The organism is Streptomyces sp. 891-h (assembly GCF_022760275.1).
GTDB classification, from domain to species: domain Bacteria; phylum Actinomycetota; class Actinomycetes; order Streptomycetales; family Streptomycetaceae; genus Streptomyces; species Streptomyces spirodelae.
Map to the genome: position 1 here is coordinate 3,240,578 of NZ_CP050693.1, position 19,756 is coordinate 3,260,333.

The following is a 19,756-nucleotide window of genomic DNA, read 5'->3' on the forward strand; positions in this document are numbered from 1 at the left end:
CCCGATGCGTTTCGCAGACCGCATCCAGGCAGGCCGCGATCTGGCCGCGGCCCTGCGTGAGATGCAGCGTACGGAAGACCTGCCCGACCCCCTGGTCCTGGCGCTGCCGCGCGGCGGCGTCCCCGTCGCCGCCGAGGTGGCGCGCGCTCTGCACGCCCCGCTGGACGTGCTCGTCGCGCGCAAGATCGGGCTGCCGGGGCGGCCGGAGTACGGCGTGGGAGCCATCGCCGGTGAGGACCCGCCCGTCTACGACGCGACCGCGCTGGAGATGCTCGGCCTCACCGAGGACCGGCTCGCCTCGACGGTGGCGCGCGAGCGGGCCGAGATGCACCGCCGCCAGGACCTCTACCGTGGCAACCGCCCGGAGCCGCGCGTCGCGGGCCGCACCGTCATCGTCGTCGACGACGGGCTGGCCACCGGCGTGACGGCGCGGGCCGCCCTGCGGTACATCCGCCGCCAGCAGCCCGCCCGCCTCGTGCTGGCTGTCCCGGTGGGCTCACCGCAGGCCGTCACCTCGCTCGGCCACGAGGCGGACACGGTGGTCTGTCTGCACCAGCCCGCCGTCTTCGAGGCCGTCGGCCTCTGGTACGAGGACTTCCCCCAGATCAGCGATGAAGAGGTGACCGAAGCCCTCCATATGACGACGGCCCACTGACGGCCCACTGACGGCCCTGGCAGCCCGCCGACGACCCACTGGCGGGCCGCCGACGAGCCACCGAGGATGCCGTCAGGCGGCTGCCGCCCCGCCGGGAACGGCCGGGCGCCTCCGCACGGGGCGCCCGGCCGCGTGGTGGGCCTGCCGCTCGGCACCGGCAGGGTGGCGGACGGCCCGGCGGTCGTGCTCGACCTGCCGGCGCACCCGCTCGAAGCTCTTGGACAGCAGCCGGGAGACATGCATCTGGGAGATGCCCAGCTCCTGGCCGATGCGCGACTGCGACATGTCGCGGAAGAAGCGCAGGTAGAGCACGCGCCGCTGACGCTCGGGCAAGTCGCGCAGGCACGGTTTGACCGCCTCGCGGGCCACCACCGTTTCGTACTCGGGCTCCGGCTCGCCGAAGGTGTCGGCCAACGAGAAGCCGTCGCCGGAATCGGCCCCCAAGGAGGCGTCCAGCGACAGCGAACGGAAGCTGCCGAGGGCCTCCAGCCCGGCGGCCACGTCCTCCTCGGACATTCCGGAGTGCTCGGCGATCCGCTCGACGGAGGGGGCGCGGTCATCGACCGTGGTGCTCAGGTCCCGCACCGCGGCCCGCACCTTGTTGCGCAGCTCCTGCACCCGGCGCGGCACATGCACGTCCCAGGTGTGGTCGCGGAAGTGACGGCGGATCTCGCCCGTGATCGTCGGTACGGCGAACGGCACGAACGGGGCGCCCATCGCCGGGTCGTAGCGGTCGACGGCCTTGACCAGACCGAGCGCGGCGACCTGCTCCAGATCCTCCAGCGACTCGCCGCGGTTGCGGTACTTGGCGGCCAGCCGGTGAGCCATCGGCAGCCACGCCTCGACGAGGCGGCCGCACAGCTCGTCCCGCTCGGGACCCTCCGGCAACGCGGCCAGCCGTGCGAAGTCCTCCGCGGTGTCAGGAGCGTCGTCGTGACTGTGGCGGGTTCGCTGCGGCCGGTACCGTACGGGGCACATGGGATCGGGCTCCTCCCGGTGTCGCTGACACGTGGACCACCGCGGGAGAAGCGGCTCGGGTGACACACCCGGGGTGACCTTCTGCGGTCGCCTCCCGCGGATGTGCCTGTCCTCCCAAGCACGTGGTCTCTTGTGTAACCGTCCCGGGAATCGGTAAACCCCTCGATCAGGTAGGGCGGCACCGGCGGCTGTTCCTCCAACCTGCCGGTGCCTCCGCGAGGCGACGTCGCCACGCGTACGGAACCGCGTAACCGCTCGGCCGCCTCGGCAAACAGTCCTCCGCACAACTGTTGAGTTGCGGACGGCCGCTTCCTGGGTACAGGGAGGCGGCAGCCCCACCCGGGGGCGGTCCCGGACGAAGGCGTAAGGTCGGCGTCTGGCCGCCCGCAGGCACCATGCGGGTGGCCGGTTGTATGTCCGAACCCTCACCAGGAGATCTTCGTCATGCCGATCGACAACGGCACCGGGCCGCCCATCTACGACAGCCTGATCGAGGAGCACGGCGACGTGCCCGGCGACGTACGCCAGGCCGCCGAGGAGCTCCAGCAGGAGGCGGAGCAGGCGGTGGACTTCTCCCCCGTGCACCACCGGCACCCCAGTACCGGCAGACCGGAGTCCTCCGAGCCTCCCGCGCCCGCGCCGGGCCCCGAGGGGCAGCAGCACCGGCCGCAGGCACCCGCGGCCCTGTCCGGCCGGAACCCACGGCAGCCCGGCGGTCCCGGGCAGCCCGGTGGCCCCGGCCGGCCCGGACGACCGTTCAGGCCCCACCAGCCCGGACAGCCCCAGAGCGGGCACGCGCAGGGAGGGCACGCGCAGGGAGGCCAGCAGCAGGGGCAGGCTCAGGGCGGACAGCCCCAAGGCGGACCGCAGCAGCACGGGCAGCCGCAGCACGGGCAGCCGCACGGCGGACAGGCCGAAAGCAGTCAGTCCCACCAGACTCAGCACCAGCACGGTCAGCACCAGCACGGTCAGCACCAGCCGGGACAGCACCAAGGCGGTCCCGAGACAGCTCAGCGGCCGCCCGAGTACGCGGCCGAGTAACGATCCCAGCCGCGGGCGGCCCCGGCGAACCGCCGGGCGGCGCGGCGCGGTCAGCCGCGCGCGGTGCGCACGCTGTGGAGGGCGGCGGCCAGATGCTTGCGCACCGGCTTGGGGACCGGGGTCCCCTCGGCACCGGCGACGAGAGCGGCCGCCACGTTCCGCAGCTTCATGTTGGAGTGCTGGGAGACCCGTACCAGAACCTGCCAAGCCGTCTCCGCGTCGCACGGCGCGAGGGCCATCACCATGCCCCGGGCCTGGTCGATGGCCGGGCGGGTCTCCAGAGCCTGCCGCAACTGCCCCACCTCGGCGCTCAGTTCCTCGACGCGCGCGGCCAGCAGCTCCCGTTCCGGGTCGGCCGTGCCCTCGTCCTTCGCCGGAGCGGCATCATCCGGCGACACGGCTCTGCGCTGCGAACACTCCGCTGCCACAGAGGTACGCACAAAGCCGGTTGCGGCACTCATCAACGTCTCCCAGCGCTCGGACGGTCCTTCAGTGCGAGGAGCCGCTGCCTGCAGAAGCTCGCGCACTCCGGACACTTCCGAGACTGAACCCACTGCCCCCAAACCAGCAACCCCGCCCGTTCCGCGCGATACCGCGCAAAAACGGCACCGGGGGCTGTGTCCCCAACCCACCGGCGCCTTCGCAGGGCGAGCTCACTCCCGCGCACTGTGCACGTATCCACGAAAGCGGCTGGTAAAACCACTGTCCGTCCGCTCGACGGCGGAGTGAACCCAGGGGGGTGAACACTCGTCGAATTCGGCCGGCAGCTCCAAACTCCCCCAAAAGCAGCGACCGCCCCGAAAGCAGCGACCCGATCCGCTCGGCGTCCGTCAGAATCCTCCACCGCCGAAGTCCCCGCCGCCGAAGCCACCGCCGTCACCGCCGCCGAAACCGCCGCCGAAGTCCCCGTCGGAGAAGTCGCCGCCGGAGAAGTCCCCGCCCGACGGATCGCCGTAGCCTTCGGCGCCGTACGCGTACGGGCCTCCCAGCGCGCTGCCCAGCATGGTGCCCATCAGCATGCCGGGCAGCAGGGCCCCGCCGAAATACCCGGCGGCCCAGGGGGCGTAGACCGGTCCTGCCTCCCAGTAGGGGCGGGCTCCCTGCGGGGTGCCCACCTGGCGGGCCAGCGGTTCCTCGCCGTCGGCCAGCCGGGTCGCGTCGGCGGCGCACGCCGGAACCATCCGTTCCGTGCCGCCGGGCGGCGTCCACGCCACGTCCTCGACCGACGGCCCGTGCCGGGGGTCGAAGAAGCAGGGCGGACGGCGTTCGGGCAGCGGGTCCCCGCGCAGCCGCGCCTCCAGGGTGGTGAGCGCGAAGCGGCCCTCGGCCAGGGACTCGCTCACCTTCCGTACCTCCTGCGGGCGGCGCGCCGACGCCATCGTGGCCTTGGCGTCCTCGTACGCGTCCAGGGCCCGCGCGTAGTCCTCGCGCGCCGCGTCGGCGTCCTCGCGGGCCATTCCGGGCGCCGCGGACGACGGGTCGAAACCGATCCGGCCCAGCTCCTCGCCGAACGCGGTGATGTCCTCGTCCACGACCGGGCGCAGCCTCTCCAGTCCTTCCCGGTCCAGCCGCGCCTGCCGCCTGCGCCCGCCCCAGCTCACCAGGAAGGCACAGCACGCGGCCAGCAGCACCAGGATGCCGAGCGTGACGATGGCTCCGGTGCCGCCGCCGGTACGGCCGCCGTCCTGCGACGCTCCACCGCCGTCCCAGGCCGCCGGAGCGTCGCCGTCCGCCTGTGCGATCGCCTGTTCGGCGAAGTCGGTGACCATCGCCCTCGGATCACCGGAGTGGGCACGCTCCACCGCGTCGACGGTGTTGCGCACCGCGTCCCGCGGCATCACCTGGTGGTCGGCGCCCGCGTCGAAGCGGTCGCCGAGAGCCACGGCGTAGACGCCGGTGATGCCTGTCTCGGTCCGCAGGTCCTGCAGCAGCGTCTGCCGGTCGAACCCGCCGTCCGCAGGCAGCACGGCGACGAGGACCGGCTTGTCGGCGCGTTTGATCCGGTCCTCGAGCGTGTCGGCGGCGGAGGGGGGCAGCGTGTCCCGGGCGCGCGGATCGACGTAGACGGGGCCGTCCCGCAGCGCGGCGGCGGCCTCGTCGACACCGCCGCCGTCCGCGGCACGGGGGCCTGCGGCAGCGGCCACCACCAGCAGCAGTGCGGCCACCACCGTTGCGAGCACCGAGGTCAGACGGAAGACCCGTCGTACGGTCTTCATACGATTTACGGTAGCTCAAACCGGACATTTGCCGCGCGGTTGCCCGAGTGGGCGCTGCCCTGGTTGCTGGGGGAGCCACTACCGGTGGCAGGTGAAGTTGCGTGCCTCGTCGGGGTCGCCCGAACCGTCGTACCGGGGCCATTCCGGATACGCGCACAGCGGCCGGGTCCGGCCGTCGGCACCCGGACCGGTGTCCGTGACGACCGGCCGGTGCGGTGCCCTTCCGTGCTCCGTCCACTTCTCCAGTGCGCCCACCGAGTCCCAGCCGGCCGCGAAGGCCGGCGCGACGTTGGCGTGGTTGGCTCCGGGCACGAGATAGAACCGGGCGAACCGCTCCGTTGCCCGCTTGCCCATCACCTTCCGCACCCGCTGGAAGTACTCGACGGTCGAACGGTGACTGACCAACTCGTCCGCCGTTCCGTGCAGCAGCAGCAACTTGCCCCCGGCCCGCGCGAACGGCCGCAGATCCGGGTCGTTGACGTCCTGCAGGGCCGCCAGCTCGCTCACCCGGTGCCGCCAGCGCCCCGGGTGCCGGGGATCGAGGGAGAGGGAGTCGAACCCGGGGTCCCGGGTGACGAAATAGCGCACCCACTGCTCCCAGAACTGGACGCCGTAGCCACTGTCGAGGGGCATCGGATTCGCGGGGGCCGTGCTGCCCATGCCCAGCAGCGGGGTCGTCATGTCCGCACCGGACAGGAACGGGAACCCGGGGTAACCGCGCTCCCCGCTCCCCAGCGGGTACTTCCAGCGCAGCGGGGACGACAGCGCTTCCACGGTGCGGATCTGCCGGCCGGACAGGCAGGGCGGGGCGCCGGTGCGGCTGTCCGCTTGGTCAGTGCCGCTGACCGTGTCCTCGGGGCAGCGCAGCGTACGCGGGTCGAAGCGGCAGCCCGCCTCGTCGGACACCACTCCGTCCCGCAGCCCGTCGTCGCCGTCACAGGCGTCCAGCACCGCGCGGTGCAGCAGCCGCTGCTGCGCGGGGCCGGGGAACGCGCCCGGGCGGGAGAGCAGCCGGGCCGCGTACCCGAAGAACAGGTCGAGGCTCGCCGCGTTCCACGCCGGGTAGACGGCCAGCACCCCGTCGAAATCGCGCGGCCAGCGCTGGGCGACCGCCAGCGCCTCGCGCCCGCCGGTCGAACCACCCGCGAAGAAACTGCGCCGCGGCTGCTGCCCGGCGTAGTGCTCGCCGAGTACGAAGAGCGCCGCATCCCGGGTCTTCTTCAGCGCGTCCCCGGCGAAATTGCGCAGGGCCTCGTCGTTCGTGCCGAACGAGCCGTCCAGGGACGGTGTCGGCTTGTGGTCGGGCGGCGTCTGGTGCCCCGAGTCGCTCGCGAAGACGGCGTAGCCCCGGCCGAGCGGTGTGCGCTTGCCCGCGGGGGCGAACGGCACGTTTCCCGTGACGTCGGGAATCGAGCCGTTGTAGCCGCCTCCGCCCAGCATCATCGCCCGGTGGTTCCAGTGCTCGCGGTCCGGCAGCGCGAGGCGCAGCCTGATCGCGGGCGCGGCGCGGTCCACGGGGTGGATCTCGGCGTCGACGCGGCAGTACGGGACGAGTGCGGCGGCCCCCTCGCCGGAGGGGGGTACGGGTTGCGCGGAGGTGACCGTGCCGCCGCGGGTCGGCAGGCCGATCCGGGCGCGTGGGATGTCCAGGCCGCGGAGGTCGGTGCAGGCGGCTGCGCCGCTTGTGCCGCTTGTGCCGCTTTTGCTGCTTGTGCTGCTTGTGCCGTCGGCGGTGGCGCCGGGTGCCGTGGGTGTCATGGTGACGGCCACCAGTGTGGCCGCCACCATGGCGACCGTCGCTGTTCGTCTTCGCACCTGCCCGCCCTCCCGCCCCCTTGACAGCTTCGAGTGCTGGCACGCTAGGGGGTGGTCCCGGTCGCGGCCATGTGGCCGCGCCACACGGCGCGCCCCACCGCTGTGGGCTCCGCCCCGGGGGGCGGCGCAGCCCGTGCGGGTGGGACCGGTGGTGGGTGCCCGCGGCAGCCCGCCGTGGGTGCGTCCCGGATTTGGCCGGCTGCGGACGCGTTGTGGTTGCTCGCGCAGTTCCCCGCGCCCCTGACGGGGCGCCCCCTCCCCCGCCCCAGACCGCGCGAGACGAAACCGGCGGTGCCGGGCCCACGGCAGCCCCGCCGTAGGTGCATCGCAGACCTGCCCGACTGCGGGCACGTCGTGGTGGCTCGCGCAGTTCCCCGCGCCCCTGGCGGGGCCCTGGCCGGTCAGGGTAGAGCCAGGAGGGTGGCGCCCAGGGCCAGGAGGGCGGTTCCGAAGAGGCGGCCCGTGAGGGTGGGGCGGGGGGCTGTTTTCTCGATGGTGATGACCGCCGCGACAGCCGCCATCCAGGCCAGGCTCATCACGCCGGCGGCCAGCAGTACCGCCATCAGCGCCCAGCAGCACCCGAGGCAGTAGCCGCCGTGCCGTACGCCGACCGAGAAGGCGCCGAAGCGGCTGCCCGCAGTGGGTTCGGCGTACCGCATCACCAGGGCCAGCGGGGAGCGGCAGCGCACCAGGCACCAGCGTTTGAGCGGGGTGAACTGGTAGGCGCCGGCGACCAGGAGCACCACGGCGCCCACTTGTACGGCCAGCGGGCCTCCACCCATGGCGGTGGCCTCGAAGGCACGTACGACCGCGTAACCGAGGAGGCCGGCCACGCCCCATACGGCGAGATAGCCGGCGGTCAGCGCGGCGAGGGTGCCGGTTGTGGCGCGGGCCCCGAGCAGCCGACGCATGCCCACCATGAACGGGGTGATGGCGGGCAGCATCATCGCCGCCATCATCACCACCCAGGTGAGCAGGAAGAACCCGAAGGCCGCCGGCGGGATCACCGCGCCGCCCCCCATCGGCCGCATGCCCGTGAGGATGCCGGAGCTCATGTCGGGCATGGCCAGCGCGCCGGTCACCAGCCAGGCCGTCCCCGCGAGGGCGAGGAGCAGCCCGGCGAGCAGGAGTTCGAGCCGCGTCCAGGTGCGGGGCGCCGGGATGCCCCGCGGTGCGTCCGGGCCGGGGCGCACGCCCCTGCCCGAGCGCGGACGCACACCTGCGGTGGTCATGCGCCGTCCGGGCCGTACCAGTCGAACGGGATCAGCTTGCTGGAGTAGCCGGAGCGGTCCCATTCGAAGCCGTAGGCGTCGGCCCGGTCGGTGGTGGCCTTGCCCCAGGTCGCGGGCCCCTGGCCGGGTCCCGTCTCGGAACCGGGCAGGTGGTGGACCTGCACCCGTTCGCCCTCCTGGGTCGTGGGCCCGGTCAGCGCCTCGACGACGGCTTCCGCCTTCTCGGGGATGCGCATCCGCCAGGTGCCGAGGTCGTCATCGATGGAGACCTCGATCGGGGCGCTCTCCAGCCCCCTCATCTCGGGGTTCAGCATGGCGCCGAACTGCTCGGGCCAGCCGCCCGCCTCGCCGCCGAAGATCGTCTGGAGGGCCGCGCGCTGCGTGTCGTCCGCGCGGTCGTCGATGAAGAAGGCGGCGTACGCGTCCTTGGCTCCGCCCGCCCAGGGGTTGCCGGTGAAGGAGCCGAGCATGGCGACGTTGAGGCCGTCCAGCCGGGTGTCCCCGTAGGAGCCCTCGCGGATCTGCCACAGCAGGATGCCGTTGCAGTCACCGTAGGTCGGCGGCTGGGCGAAGGAGCAGGGGCACGGCACCGCGCACTTGCAGGCGTCGAACCACTCGCCCTTGAGGTGCCACTTCGGGATGTTCTGCGTGCTCTGCGCGCCCTGGGTGTCCGGCGCGCTCTGTGTGCTGGAGGTCGTCATCGCGACCACTTCCCATGACGTGCATTTCAGACATTTCCAGTCTGCTCCCGCCTGCCCCGCCCTGTCAGCCCGGTCGGGTCAGCCCGGTCGACTCAGCCCGGTCGAGTCAGCCCGGTCAGTCGGGTCCGTCGGGTCAGCGCTCGGCGGCGAACGGGCCGCCGGTGCCGAACGCCCGCTCGGCGAAGCGTTCGCCGATGCGGCGGTGGGTGGCGGCGTCCGGATGGAGCCGGTCGGGGAGCGGCAGCTCGGCGGTGTCGGCCTCGCCGTACAGGTCGCGGCCGTCGAGGTAGTACAGGTTCGGGTCATCGGCAGCCCGCTGCCGCACGATGCCGGACAGCTCCTCGCGTACGACGCCGAGCGTCAGCTTCCCGTACGCACGCTCCGCCGGATCCCCCGCGGCCTGGAAACTCAGTCGCCCGCTGCTCAGGGTGCTCATATCGGGCATGCACGGGCCGGGCGTGTCCTCGTGGATCGGGCACAGGATGGGCGAGACGACCAGCAGTGGCGCGGTGGGGTGCCCCTCGCGCAGCGTGTCGAGGAACCCGTGGACGGCCGGCCCGAAGGCACGCAGCCGCATCAGATCGGCGTTCACCAGGTTGATGCCGATCTTCACGCTGATCAGATCCGCCGGTGTGTCCCGCATCGCGCGGGCCGTGAACGGATCCAGCAGCGCGCTGCCGCCCAGCCCCAGATTGATCAGCTCCACCCCGCCGAGCCCGGCGGCCAGCGCGGGCCAGGTGGTGCTGGGGCTCGCCGCGTCGGAGCCGTGGCTGATCGAGCTGCCGTGGTGCAGCCACACCTTGCGGCCCCGGTCCGGTACGGGCTCGACGGGCGCGTCGGTGCGCAGCGCGACCAGCTCGGTCCGCTCGTTGTGCGGCAGCCAGATCTCGACGTCCTTCTCCCGGCCGGGCAGTCCGGTGAAACGGAGGGTGCCGGTCGGGCCCGGTTCGATCCGGGCGGCGCCGGTGGCCATGTCGATGGTCACGGTGTCCCCGCCGGGCACCCCGGCCTGGTCCACCAGGCGGCCGTCGACGAACAGGTCGTAGACCCCTTCGGGGCGGTGCGGCACACCCGCGTAGACCCGCTTGGTGGGCAGCGTCTCCAGCTCGACGACGGTGGCGCGGGTACGGAAGACCAGCCGTACGCCGGAGGGCTGGGACTCGGCCATGGCGAGCTGCCCGTCCGGGCACTGCGCGCGGGCCCACGCGGGCAGCCGGTGCGGCAGCAGCCCGCGCTCGGTGCGCTCCAGGTCGAGGGCGCCGCGCAGCAGGTCGACGGTGACGGGCGTAGTGAGCAACTGCTCCTCGGGGGACATACAACATCACCAACCTGTCGTTGTCGGCGTTCGGGGGCCGTGCGTCGGGCATCGGGCATCGGGCATCGGGCATCGGGCATCGGGCATCGGGCGTCGGGCGCGTGCGTGATGCGTCAAGGCGTCCTGTGTCGCGCGTCAATGCGCCGTGCGTCAATGCGCCGTGCGTCACGCGTCAACACGTCACGCGTCCCGCGCCGCGGACAGCAGGTGCACGCGTCCGCTCTTGCCGCAGTCTCAGGAATCGGGCCAGTTGCGCAACAGGGCGTCGAGCGCGTCCAGCACCCGCGACCAGGTCTCCTGCGTATCGGGGGCACTGTGGCTGAACCCGCCGCCCATCTCGAGGCTGACGTACCCGTGGAAGACGCTCCCCAGCAGCCGGACCGCATGTGTCTGCTGGTTCTCCGGCAGGTCGTAGCCGCGCAGCAGTGCCCGGGTCAGCTGCGCGTGCCGTACGCCCGCGCTGAGGCTCGCGGTCTGCGGGTCGAGCCTGGTCTGGGCGGCGGCGTAGCGGCCGGGATGCTCCCGCGCGTAGTCGCGATAGACGTTCGCGAAGGCGGTCAGCGCCTCCTTGCCGGCCCGCCCGGCCAGCGCCTCGGAGGCCCGGTCGGCGAGCTCTTCCAGGGCCAGCAGCGCGATCTTCGTCTTGAGGTCCTGCGAGTTCTTCAGGTGCGAGTACAGGCTCGCGACCTTGACGTCGAACCGCCGGGCGAGCGCCGAGACGGTCACCTGGTCGAAGCCGACCTCGTCGGCGAGCTCGGCTCCCGCTCTGGTCAGCCGTTCGGTACTCAGTCCGGCACGGACCATATCGCCCTCCCTTCTTACCTAAAAGATTATGCAGTTGCCTAAGGCTTTTAGGCAACTTAGCCTCGGGCTCATGCGACCTCTGACCGAGCGAGAAATCCGCTCCGCCTTCCTGAACTGCACAAAGGGCGAGGCCAAGCGCCTGGCCGTGCCCCGCGACCTGGCCGACCGCCCCTGGGACGACCTCGACTTCCTCGGCTGGCGGGACCCCCAGGCCCCCGACCGGGCCTACCTCGTCACCGAGCTGGCCGGCCGGCCCCAGGCCCTCGCCCTGCGCTGCCCCGCGCCCGCCCCCTGGCAGACCCGGCGCAGCATGTGCTCGATATGCCTGACCGACCACACCAACGGCGTGACCCTGATGGTCGCCCCGAAGGCCGGAAAGGCCGGCCAGCAGGGCAACTCGGTGGGCACCTACCTGTGCGACGACCTCTCCTGCTCGCTCTACGTACGCGGCAAGAAGGACACCGGCCTCTTCGCCCGGTACCAGGAGTCCCTCACCACCGAGGAGAAGATCCGGCGCACCACGGACAACCTCGCCGCCTTCCTCGCCAAGGTGACCGCATAGGTTTCCAAGCCACCGCGCAGTCCGCACGCACGAGGGCCGGGGCCGGGGCCGGAACCTTGCCGGGGCCCGGCAGGGAACCGGGGCGGTTGCTGCCGTGTCCCCCACGTATACGGTCTGCACCATCGCGGGCAGGGATCGCCCGCAGTACGGCAGTCCGCCGGTGCGGCGGTACGCCAGTACGGCGATACGGCGATACGGCGATACGCCAGTACGGCACGACATCGCGGGCGGGGATCGCCCGCGTACGGCAAGACCCGGACGCGGTCATCCACGATCCGGTCGACGAAGGGGGAACCCATGGCACAGGGTCCGCGGCGCGCGGGAAGTGCTCGAGAGAGTGTGCGCAGAGCCGCCCGCGCCGTCGCTTCCGGCAGCGACATACGCGAGGCGGCGGAGGAGGAAGTGCGGCAGCGCGCCGGGGGAGCGGGAGACGGACGCGAGACCGGTGAGCAGCAGCGCGAGGACGGCATGGACCCGTCCGACTTCCCGGCCGCACGCGAACAGGGCGGCTCCATCGAGACGGTCATGGAGCAGAAGTCCGTACCGCTGGACGAGGCGGGCGAGGAGCTCAACCACAGCGGTCAGAGTCGCGAAGGGCTGCAGCAGGTGCACACCATCTGCCCGATGGTGCTGCCGCGTGGCCGTTCGTTCCTGAGCATGCTGCCGGTGTCGATGCTGCTGGTGGTCGGAGCGATCGGGCTGGCCATCACCTCGGCCCTGTCGTCGTTCACCGGCGGCAGCGCGCTGACCAACCCGCTGTTCGGAATCCACTACTGGGTGCTGGCGATCGGCGCGGTGGTGTTCGTGTGGTGGCGGCAGGGGATGGTGATGGTCCCCGACGGCTGCCAGGCGCTGATCACCCGGTTCGGCAAGCTCGAACAGGTGGTGGGCCCGGGAAGGGTGATCCTGCTCAACCCGTGGAAGCGGGTCTCGTACATTCTCAACACCACGCGCGAGTACCCCTTCAACGCGCCCGTACGGGAGGCGCCCACCCGGGGCGGGGTGAAGGCGTCCATCGACCTGTTCATCCAGTTCCGGATCAGCGACCCGGTGGAGTTCGTCTACACGCTCGGCGCGGTGCGCGGCTTCGAGGAGAAGCTGGGCAACGCGGTCAGCGAGACGATCCGCAGCCTCATCTACGAGCAGGAGGCCGCGGGCATCTACGACATGGTGGGCGAGGACACCGGGCGGCTGCTGGAACAGCTCAACCAGCAGTTCCGTCCCGCGGTCGAACTGACGAACGCCAACATCACGCACGCCGAGCCGTCCGACCGCGGCTACCGGATGGACCTGGCCGCACCCGAGATGGTGCGCGTCGCCAAGGAGGCGTACACGCACGAGTACGCGCTCCAGCTGCGCAAGGAGCAGGACGAGGGCGACCTGAGCAAGGAACTGGCGACCCGGCAGGAGGAGTTGTCCGCCATCCAGGCCGACATCGCCCAGTACCAGGCGCAGATGGACACCGCCGTCGAACGCGAGACCAACCGCGCCGAGGCCCTGGCCCGCCAGCGCTACGTCCAGGCCGAGTCGGAGGCGAAGGCCAACGCGGCGCTGCTGGAGGCGCAGGCGCTGGACATCCGCGCGGTGACCGCGGCCGAAGCGCCCGAGATCCTGGAGTACCGCTACGAGCAGCAGGTGCTCGACACCCTGGAGCAGGTCGCCGACCATCTGCCGCGCCTGGTCCGGGTCGGCGGCGGGGACGGCGCCGGCAACAGCGCCGCCGCCGGTGTCGACTTCCTCGCCCTGGCCAGGGAACTGGTGGGCGAACGCGACACCGAGCTGTTCTCCGCGCAGGACGTGGCAGCGGTACGGGAGCGGCTCGCCGAGGTCTCGGCCAGGATCGCGGAGCGGGAGGCGGAGATCAGCGCGCTGCGTGAAGCGGAACAACCGACCGTCCCGGCCGGCACACCCGCCTCAGCAGACGCACCCACCTCAACAGGCGCACCGGCCCCGGCCGAACAGCCCGCGCCCGGGCACGACGAACCCGGCCCCCACACGGAGCCCGGCCGCCACACGCACAACAACCAGGTCGACGGGGAGGCCGGTCAGTGAGCAGCGCACGCACGAACCACAGGTCCGTCATCACGGAGGAGGTCGCCCAGTGGAGCGACATCCCCCATCTGCTGCGCGGCGGTGAGGCCGGCACCCTCGTGCCGGTGATCATCCCGCGGCACCGCCGCCGCGTCTGGTGGCTGGTCCCGTTCTGGCTGGGGCTGCTGGCGGTGACCGCGGGCGTCATGGCGACGGTCCGGGACGACGGCGGGGCCACCGGCGCGGCCTGGAGCGCCTTCGCCGGCACCAGCTACGTCCTCGGCCTGCTCTTCCTCGTCGCGGGCGCGCTGTGGTGGTGGCGCTCCTCGATCGTCGAGATCGAGCAGGGCACCACCGGCATCCTCACCCGCTACGGCGCCATCGCGGGCACCCTGGACCCGGGCCGGCACTACCTGTGGCACCCCTGGTCCCGCGTCGACTTCGTGGTGGACACCGCCACCGAGATCCCCTACTCGGCCCCTGTCGTCGCCTGCCCGACGCAGGAGAACGTGCCGCTGCGGGCCATCGACTTCTTCATGAAGTTCCGCATCACCGACGCGGTGCTGTTCGTCCGCACCATCGGCGCGGGCAACTTCGACCTCGTCCTCTCCAGCGCCGTCCAGGACGCCATCCGCCAGCGCGGCCGCCGGGTGCGCACCGAGCGCGCCTACGACCTGCGCGGCTCCGACGTCGCCGACATGCAGGACCTGCTCAACCGCCAGCTCTCCCGCTACGGCGTACGCATCACCGGCGCCAACATCCCCGACGTCCAGCTGCCGGCCCAGTACCAGCAGCACCTGGCCACCCGGGAGCGCGTCGCCAAGGAGTACACGGCCTACGAGCAGGAGTGGGGCCTGACCCGCAAGCGCCGTATCGACAGCCTCCAGATGGACATCGAGCGGGCGAAGAAGGTGCGGGACGCGCGTCTCGTCGAGGTCAAGGCGGCCCTCAACAAGGCCCGCGAACAGGTCGCCCAACTGCTGGAGGAGCAGGAGACCCAGGCCCAGAAGGTCCGGTTCGAGATAGAGACCCGCGGCCGCAGCGGACTGATCGCCGCCGAGAACGAGGCCCGCGCCCAGCGCCGGCTGGCCCAGGCCTACCGCGACAACCGCGCCGTCCTCCAGTACGAACTGGCCCGGCGCCGCCTGGAGGTGGGCGCGTCCCTCGCCGGCCGTGCCCCCCGCCCCGTCGTCCTGCGGACCGACGCCAACACGGGCACCGACACCTCGGCCCTCTCCACCCTGCTGGCCGCCCAACTCCTCCCCGGCACGGCCTCCCTACCCCCCACCCGCAACGGCCAGACCCCCCGCCCCCGTACCTCCGACACGGACCCCGCCGCCTCCCTGCAGGCCGCCCTGGAACAAACCACCGACAACCGACGCTCCTGACACCCGGCCCTGCCCCCAGCCGCGAAGGCTGGGGGCAAGGCCGGATGCCGGGTCCTCCACCTTGTACGCAACGGTGCGCGAACGGGCGACAGGTCCACATCACTGGCCCGCCACAGCCTCGCTCTGCCCCAAGCGCCCATACCGTCCACACCACGAACCGCGGGGTCCGGGACGGCCTCGTGGTCAAGCCGGTCGCTGCGGGGTGTCCCTGCCGGGGCAAGCCCCGACAGCCCCTCACCGCGCTCGTGCCCGGTCCCTGGCCGGAGCAGGCACCGGGGCGCCAGAGGTGGGAGCAGCCGGCACCATCTATGAGCTCGGGCACATCTGTGGACAGCAGCGTTGGACTACGGCTACCGACTAAGATGCCTCCACAGAGCCAGAGCGATCCCGGCAGTCACATGCGAGCAGATCCGCCAGGAGACAGGGTGCCTGTCCTCCTCACTCTGTGGGTGCCGCTGAGTACCAGCCCTGCTCCTGCCCTTACCACGCCGATCAGCTCCAGGAGGTCCCGGTGACATCTGCCGCGCGGCCATCCGCGCCGAAGCCCGGCCCTCCCCCTCGCCGCACGCGCTGGTTCCAGCCGCGACGCTCCGGTTACAAGTGGGAGCAGGAGGGTCTTGATCACGTACGGCGGTTGTTGCCGGACGCCGAGCCGTACCGGGCGTGGGCGACGTTCCAGTTCACGGGTGCCTCCGGCCGTGTCAGCGAGTGCGACCTGCTGATCGCCGTGCCTGGCGGGCTGTATCTGCTGGAGCTGAAGGGCCACCCCGGCCGGGTGGTGAACCACGGCGACACCTGGCAGTTCCACGCCGACCGGGTCCGCACCCTCAAGAACCCCCTCCATCTGACCAACCTCAAGGCCAAGGAGCTCAAGGGCCAGCTTGAGCGGGCCGCCCGCGGCATGGGCGTCAACCCCCGGCGGGTGCCTTTCATCAAGCCCGCGGTCTTTCTGCACGACCCGGATCTTGTGAGCGCGCTCGACGAGTTCCAGCGGACCTCGGTGTTCGGGCGCAACGACAGCAACAGCGGGCTGCCCGGCATCTGGGACGGACTGCTGAACCTGCCGCCCGAGCGTGAGAGCCACCGCGTCACCCCGCAGGACAGCCAGCTCCTCGAGGAGCTGATGAAGCGCATCGGTATCAGCCACTCCACGGCTCACCTGCGGTTCGGGGACGGCTGGCGCCTGGAGCCGCGTGCCCTGGACGCGGGCCCCGGCTGGGAGGACCGGCTGGCCGAGCGGGAGGACGGCCTGGCCAAGGAGAGCGGCCGGGTACGGATCTACCTGGCCGGCGAAGCCCCCTCCCCCGATCAGCGCCAAGCGGTGGACCGGGCGGCCCGCCGCGAGTATCAGGTGCTGCAGGGCATCAACCACCGGGGCATCGTGCAGGCCGTGCAGATCCGCGAGCACGTGGGCGGTCCCGCGATCCTCTTCCGCCACCGCGCTTCCGATCTGCGGCTCGACGCCTTTCTCGACGCCTACGGCGGTCGGCTGACGCCCGAGACCCGCCTCGACCTGGTACGCCAGCTCGCCGAAGCGGTGCGCTACGCCCACGACCGCTCCCTCTACCACCGAGCGCTGTCCGCGCGCTCGGTCTACGTCTCGGCACGCGAGGACGGGAGCGACCCCGTCCTGAGGATCGCCGACTGGCAGACAGCCGCACGCGACTTCGAGACCACCCTGCACCGCACTCTCGGGGACACACCCCTCGACGCCGATCTGATCGCCGATGTCGCCCAGGTGTATCTCGCCCCCGAGACGGACCAGGAACACGCGGACCCGGTCGACCTCGACGTCTTCGGGCTCGGCAGCCTCGCCTACCTGCTGCTCACCGGGCGCCCCCCGGCCGACCGGCGCAGCGCCCTCGTGGACCGGCTGGCCTCCGAGGGCGGGCTGCACCCGTACGCGGTGGCCGACGGTGTCTCGACCGCCCTGGACAGTCTCGTCTTCCACGCCACGGCTGCGGATGTCCAGGACCGGCTTCCGTCCGCGGAAGAGTTCCTGCGCCTCCTCGACGAGGCGGAGGCCGACGCCACCACCCCCGAGGCGGCCGGTGTGGCGGTCCCCGACCCCCTCACCGTCCAGCCCGGCCAGCCGCTGGACGGCACCTGGACAGTCGCCCGCGTGCTGGGCACCGGCGCGACCGCCCGAGCGCTCCTGGTGCGCCGCAACTCGGACGAGACCGGCGACGACACGGACTCCCTCCGCGTCTTCAAGGTCGCGCTCGACCACGACAAGGACGCCCGCCTGTACGAGGAGGCCCGGGCGCTGAAGGAGGTGGGCGGCGGGCACATCGTGAAGCTGCTGGCCGAACCGCGCGAACTCGGCGGCCGGACCGTGCTGGAGCTCGAGTACGCGGGCGGCTTCCGCCCGCCCACGGACCGGGACCCGGTCAGCCTCGGGTCCCGGCTGCGCAACGAGGGCGCGCTGGGCTACGGGCAGTTGGAGCGGTTCGGCAACGACCTCTTCGACGCCCTCGACTGCCTGGCCGCCCGTGGCGTGCGCCATCGTGACATCAAGCCGGACAACCTGGGACTGTTCAAGCGCAGCGACGGTTCCTGGCAACTGATGCTGTTCGATTTCTCGCTGACCGACGCCCCGGACCGGGAACTTCAGGCGGGTACCCGCGCCTACCTCGACCCGTTCCTGGGCGACGGCCGGCGCGAACGCTACGACGACCACGCCGAGTGGTACGCCGCCGCGGTCACCCTCCACGAGATGGCCTCGGGCGAGCGACCGGTGTGGGGCAACGGCCAGGCCGATCCACGCACGGTCCTGGATGCGAAGCTGTACGTCGCAAGCGAGTTGTTCGACGCGGCGCTGAGCGACGGTCTGACCGAGTTCTTCGAACGGGCGCTGCACCGCGATGTCGAGCAGCGCTACGACAGCCTCCGGGACATGCAGGAGGCGTGGCGCCGGATCTTCCGCAAGGCCGACTCGACACGTCCGGCCACCACACCCGCCACCCTCGGCATGACCGCCGAGGACATCGAGGACGCCCGCGAGCAGGCCGCCGCCGCGGCGGCGCTGGACACGTCGCTGGACGCAGCGGGACTCTCGCCGCGCGCTGTGTCCGTGGCCGCCGGTCTCGGCGCCTCGACCGTCGAGGCCCTGCTGGACATCCCCCCGCACACGATCTCCCGGGCACGCGGCGCCGGCAATGTGATCCGCAAGGAACTCAACCGGCGCCACCGCCAGTGGACGCAGGCCCTGCGCAAGCGCCCTGCCGTCCGCAAGCCGGTGACGATTCCGGACGAGGCGCCCGAAGAGAAGCTGGAGTCGGTGGAGACGCTGGCCGCGCGCCTGACTCCGGCCGACGGCAGGCGCCGTACCAGGCCGCGTCCCGACGTCGTACGCGCCACGCTGCAACTCCCCGGCTGCACGCCGCTCGAACCGTGGCCGGCGCAGCCCGCCATCGCACAGGCTCTCGGCATCAGCCAGCCCACCGTCTCGCAGCACCAACTGGCCGCGGTCGAGCAGTGGGCGGCCCTGCCGTGGCTGACGCGCGTCCGTAACGAACTGGTGGCCATACTGTCCGAGCAGGGCAGGGTCATGACCGCCGAGGAGCTGGCCGGAGAGCTGCGCGCACGGCACGGTGCCGGTGACGACGATCCCGCCGCCGCCCTGGCCCAGGCGCTCGCCGTGGTGCGGGCGGCGGCCGACACCGAAGCCCGCAAGCGGGACGGGAACGCCGACGACGGCGAACCCCCTGCCCGGCTCGACGTCCTGCGCCGCGGCGGCCGGGTCGTACTGGCCCTGGAGGACCAGCCCGGCTCCGACGACCCGACGCCCGCCGAACTGGCCGACTACGCGGCGGCCCTCGGGGCGGCGGCGGAACAACTGGCGGCCCGCGAGCCGCTGCCGGGCAGGGCGACGGTACTGCGCGAACTGCGCGCGGTGCCCGCGCCCGAGTCGCTGGCCGACACCCGGCTCGTCGACCTCGCCGCTGCCATGGCACCCGGCGTCGCCGTCTCCCCGCGCCTGGAGCTGTTTCCGCTCGGCCTCGCTCTGGACCGCGCCCTGCGCATCTCGCAGGCCCCGGCCGGGGTGCGCGCGGAGTCCGGGATCAGCACCGCGGACCTGGTGGCCCGTATCCGCGCACGCTTCCCCGGCCTGTCCGCACTGGCGGATGTCACCTACGTGGAGCTGGACGAGGCGCTGAAGCAGGCCGACTTCCCCCTGGAGTACGACCAGCAGCGCAAGAAGTTCCTCCCACGCGCCGCCAAGGCATCCGGATCCGGCACCCACGTCGAACCGTCGGCGTCGAACCTGACCAGCACCGGCTCCCTGATCGCGGCAGCGCAGAGCGACCTCGCGCTGGGCCGGGACCCGCGCCGGGTGATGTCCACCCGCCTGGAGACAGCCCGCCGGCGTGGCGGCTTCCTGGCGATCACCGTCAAGGGACTCGAACTGCCGTACGTGGCCGAGCGACTCGCAGAGCGGTTCGATGTCGTGCCGGTCTCCTTCGACGAGCTGTTCCTCTCCGTCCTGCGGGAGTTGGCCGCAGAGCACGGGGCGCCCTGGCAGGCGCTGCTGACGGCGGACGCCACCCTGACGGCTTCCGGCACGATCGGCGCGGGACTGGCGTCGTACGCACGGGTGGCCTCCGAGCGGGTCGTCGCACGCGCGACAGCCCTGGCCGAAAGCGCGGGCCCGCGCACGGTGCTGCTCGCCCACGAGACCGCACTCGCCGCTCGCTACTGGACATCCGGCGCCCGCGAGGCCCTGGTCACGCTCCAGGAGGCGGCCCGCCGCCCGGCGGGCCACCCGCACGGCCTGTGGCTGCTCGCCCCGATGGAGGATCCGCACGTCTCCCCGTCGCTGGACGGCCGCACGGTGGACATCATCGACCGTGCCAGCGAGTGGGTGGTGCTGGGCGGCCTGTTCCTCAAGGAGCTGAAGGGCCAGGGGGTGCGAGCACGCGGCCCGGAGGGCGAGGAACGGGAACCGGCCCGGACCCAGGCTGCGAGCTGACAAGTCCCCTGGCAGCCAAGTCCCCTGGCGAGTAAGCGGGTTCTGT

General features: G+C 72.3%; 14 protein-coding genes. 6 read left to right on the forward strand and 8 right to left on the reverse strand.

The genetic code is table 11. The annotated features are described in order from the left end of the window. Positions 1–4: 4 nt before the first annotated feature. Positions 5–655: a phosphoribosyltransferase family protein gene (locus HC362_RS14030; protein ID WP_243084244.1), complete on the forward strand. Its 651-nt coding sequence runs from the start codon at positions 5–7 to the stop codon at positions 653–655. Between the two features lie 72 nt (positions 656–727). Here the strand turns inward: HC362_RS14030 and HC362_RS14035 are convergent, their stop codons facing one another. Continuing rightward, positions 728–1,633 (reverse strand): SigB/SigF/SigG family RNA polymerase sigma factor, encoded by a 906-nt coding sequence (locus HC362_RS14035; protein ID WP_243084245.1) that lies wholly within the window; start codon positions 1,631–1,633, stop codon positions 728–730. A gap of 444 nt (positions 1,634–2,077) precedes the next feature. On the opposite strand from HC362_RS14035, the gene HC362_RS14040 reads away from it, so the two are divergent. After that, entirely contained in the window at positions 2,078–2,674 is a 597-nt protein-coding gene (locus HC362_RS14040) for a hypothetical protein (protein ID WP_243084246.1), read from the forward strand. A gap of 50 nt (positions 2,675–2,724) precedes the next feature. On the opposite strand, the gene HC362_RS14045 is transcribed toward HC362_RS14040, so the two are convergent. The 7 genes from HC362_RS14045 to HC362_RS14075 form a co-directional block, all read right to left on the reverse strand. Continuing rightward, on the reverse strand, positions 2,725–3,072 hold the full coding sequence (locus tag HC362_RS14045; protein WP_243084247.1) for an ANTAR domain-containing protein: 348 nt from the start codon (positions 3,070–3,072) through the stop codon (positions 2,725–2,727). 432 nt (positions 3,073–3,504) lie between these two features. After that, a complete protein-coding gene (locus HC362_RS14050) occupies positions 3,505–4,890 on the reverse strand; it encodes a hypothetical protein (RefSeq protein WP_243084248.1) in 1,386 nt (461 codons plus the stop codon). A gap of 78 nt (positions 4,891–4,968) precedes the next feature. Further along, complete coding sequence (locus HC362_RS14055) at positions 4,969–6,705, reverse strand: tannase/feruloyl esterase family alpha/beta hydrolase (protein WP_243084249.1); 1,737 nt, start codon at positions 6,703–6,705, stop codon at positions 4,969–4,971. A gap of 401 nt (positions 6,706–7,106) precedes the next feature. After that, on the reverse strand, positions 7,107–7,937 hold the full coding sequence (locus HC362_RS14060) for a DUF2182 domain-containing protein (RefSeq protein ID WP_243084250.1): 831 nt from the start codon (positions 7,935–7,937) through the stop codon (positions 7,107–7,109). Then, a complete protein-coding gene (locus HC362_RS14065; protein WP_243084251.1) occupies positions 7,934–8,638 on the reverse strand; it encodes a DUF1326 domain-containing protein in 705 nt (234 codons plus the stop codon). The genes HC362_RS14060 and HC362_RS14065 overlap by 4 nt, the downstream gene beginning before the upstream one ends. Positions 8,639–8,771: 133 nt before the next feature. Beyond that, entirely contained in the window at positions 8,772–9,953 is a 1,182-nt protein-coding gene (locus HC362_RS14070; RefSeq protein ID WP_243084252.1) for a GDSL-type esterase/lipase family protein, read from the reverse strand. A 234-nt stretch (positions 9,954–10,187) separates the two neighbouring features. Further along, the gene (locus HC362_RS14075; protein WP_243084253.1) at positions 10,188–10,757 is read right to left on the reverse strand and encodes a TetR/AcrR family transcriptional regulator; all 570 of its coding nucleotides are present in this window, start codon (positions 10,755–10,757) and stop codon (positions 10,188–10,190) included. Positions 10,758–10,827: 70 nt separating this feature from the next. Between HC362_RS14075 and HC362_RS14080 the strand changes: the two genes are divergently transcribed. From HC362_RS14080 to pglW, 4 genes are all read left to right on the forward strand, one after another. After that, the gene (locus tag HC362_RS14080) at positions 10,828–11,319 is read left to right on the forward strand and encodes an FBP domain-containing protein (RefSeq protein ID WP_243084254.1); all 492 of its coding nucleotides are present in this window, start codon (positions 10,828–10,830) and stop codon (positions 11,317–11,319) included. 297 nt (positions 11,320–11,616) lie between these two features. Then, complete coding sequence (locus HC362_RS14085; RefSeq protein WP_243084255.1) at positions 11,617–13,371, forward strand: SPFH domain-containing protein; 1,755 nt, start codon at positions 11,617–11,619, stop codon at positions 13,369–13,371. Further along, positions 13,368–14,738, forward strand: coding sequence for an SPFH domain-containing protein (locus HC362_RS14090; RefSeq protein ID WP_243084256.1), 1,371 nt, complete (start codon positions 13,368–13,370; stop codon positions 14,736–14,738). Before HC362_RS14085 ends, HC362_RS14090 begins: the two co-directional genes overlap by 4 nt. Before the next feature lie 511 nt (positions 14,739–15,249). Next, positions 15,250–19,710, forward strand: coding sequence for a BREX system serine/threonine kinase PglW (gene pglW / locus HC362_RS14095; protein WP_243084257.1), 4,461 nt, complete (start codon positions 15,250–15,252; stop codon positions 19,708–19,710). Positions 19,711–19,756: the final 46 nt, after the last annotated feature.

Bases quoted from the DNA above. Each gene is read 5' to 3' on its own strand.
- HC362_RS14030 (WP_243084244.1), top strand. From the start codon at position 5: ATGCGTTTCGCAGACCGCATCCAGGCAGGCCGCGATCTGGCCGCGGCC.
- HC362_RS14035 (WP_243084245.1), bottom strand. From the start codon at position 1,633: ATGTGCCCCGTACGGTACCGGCCGCAGCGAACCCGCCACAGTCACGAC.
- HC362_RS14040 (WP_243084246.1), top strand. From the start codon at position 2,078: ATGCCGATCGACAACGGCACCGGGCCGCCCATCTACGACAGCCTGATC.
- HC362_RS14050 (WP_243084248.1), bottom strand. From the start codon at position 4,890: ATGAAGACCGTACGACGGGTCTTCCGTCTGACCTCGGTGCTCGCAACG.
- HC362_RS14060 (WP_243084250.1), bottom strand. From the start codon at position 7,937: ATGACCACCGCAGGTGTGCGTCCGCGCTCGGGCAGGGGCGTGCGCCCC.
- HC362_RS14065 (WP_243084251.1), bottom strand. From the start codon at position 8,638: ATGACGACCTCCAGCACACAGAGCGCGCCGGACACCCAGGGCGCGCAG.
- HC362_RS14070 (WP_243084252.1), bottom strand. From the start codon at position 9,953: ATGTCCCCCGAGGAGCAGTTGCTCACTACGCCCGTCACCGTCGACCTG.
- HC362_RS14075 (WP_243084253.1), bottom strand. From the start codon at position 10,757: ATGGTCCGTGCCGGACTGAGTACCGAACGGCTGACCAGAGCGGGAGCC.
- HC362_RS14080 (WP_243084254.1), top strand. From the start codon at position 10,828: ATGCGACCTCTGACCGAGCGAGAAATCCGCTCCGCCTTCCTGAACTGC.
- HC362_RS14085 (WP_243084255.1), top strand. From the start codon at position 11,617: ATGGCACAGGGTCCGCGGCGCGCGGGAAGTGCTCGAGAGAGTGTGCGC.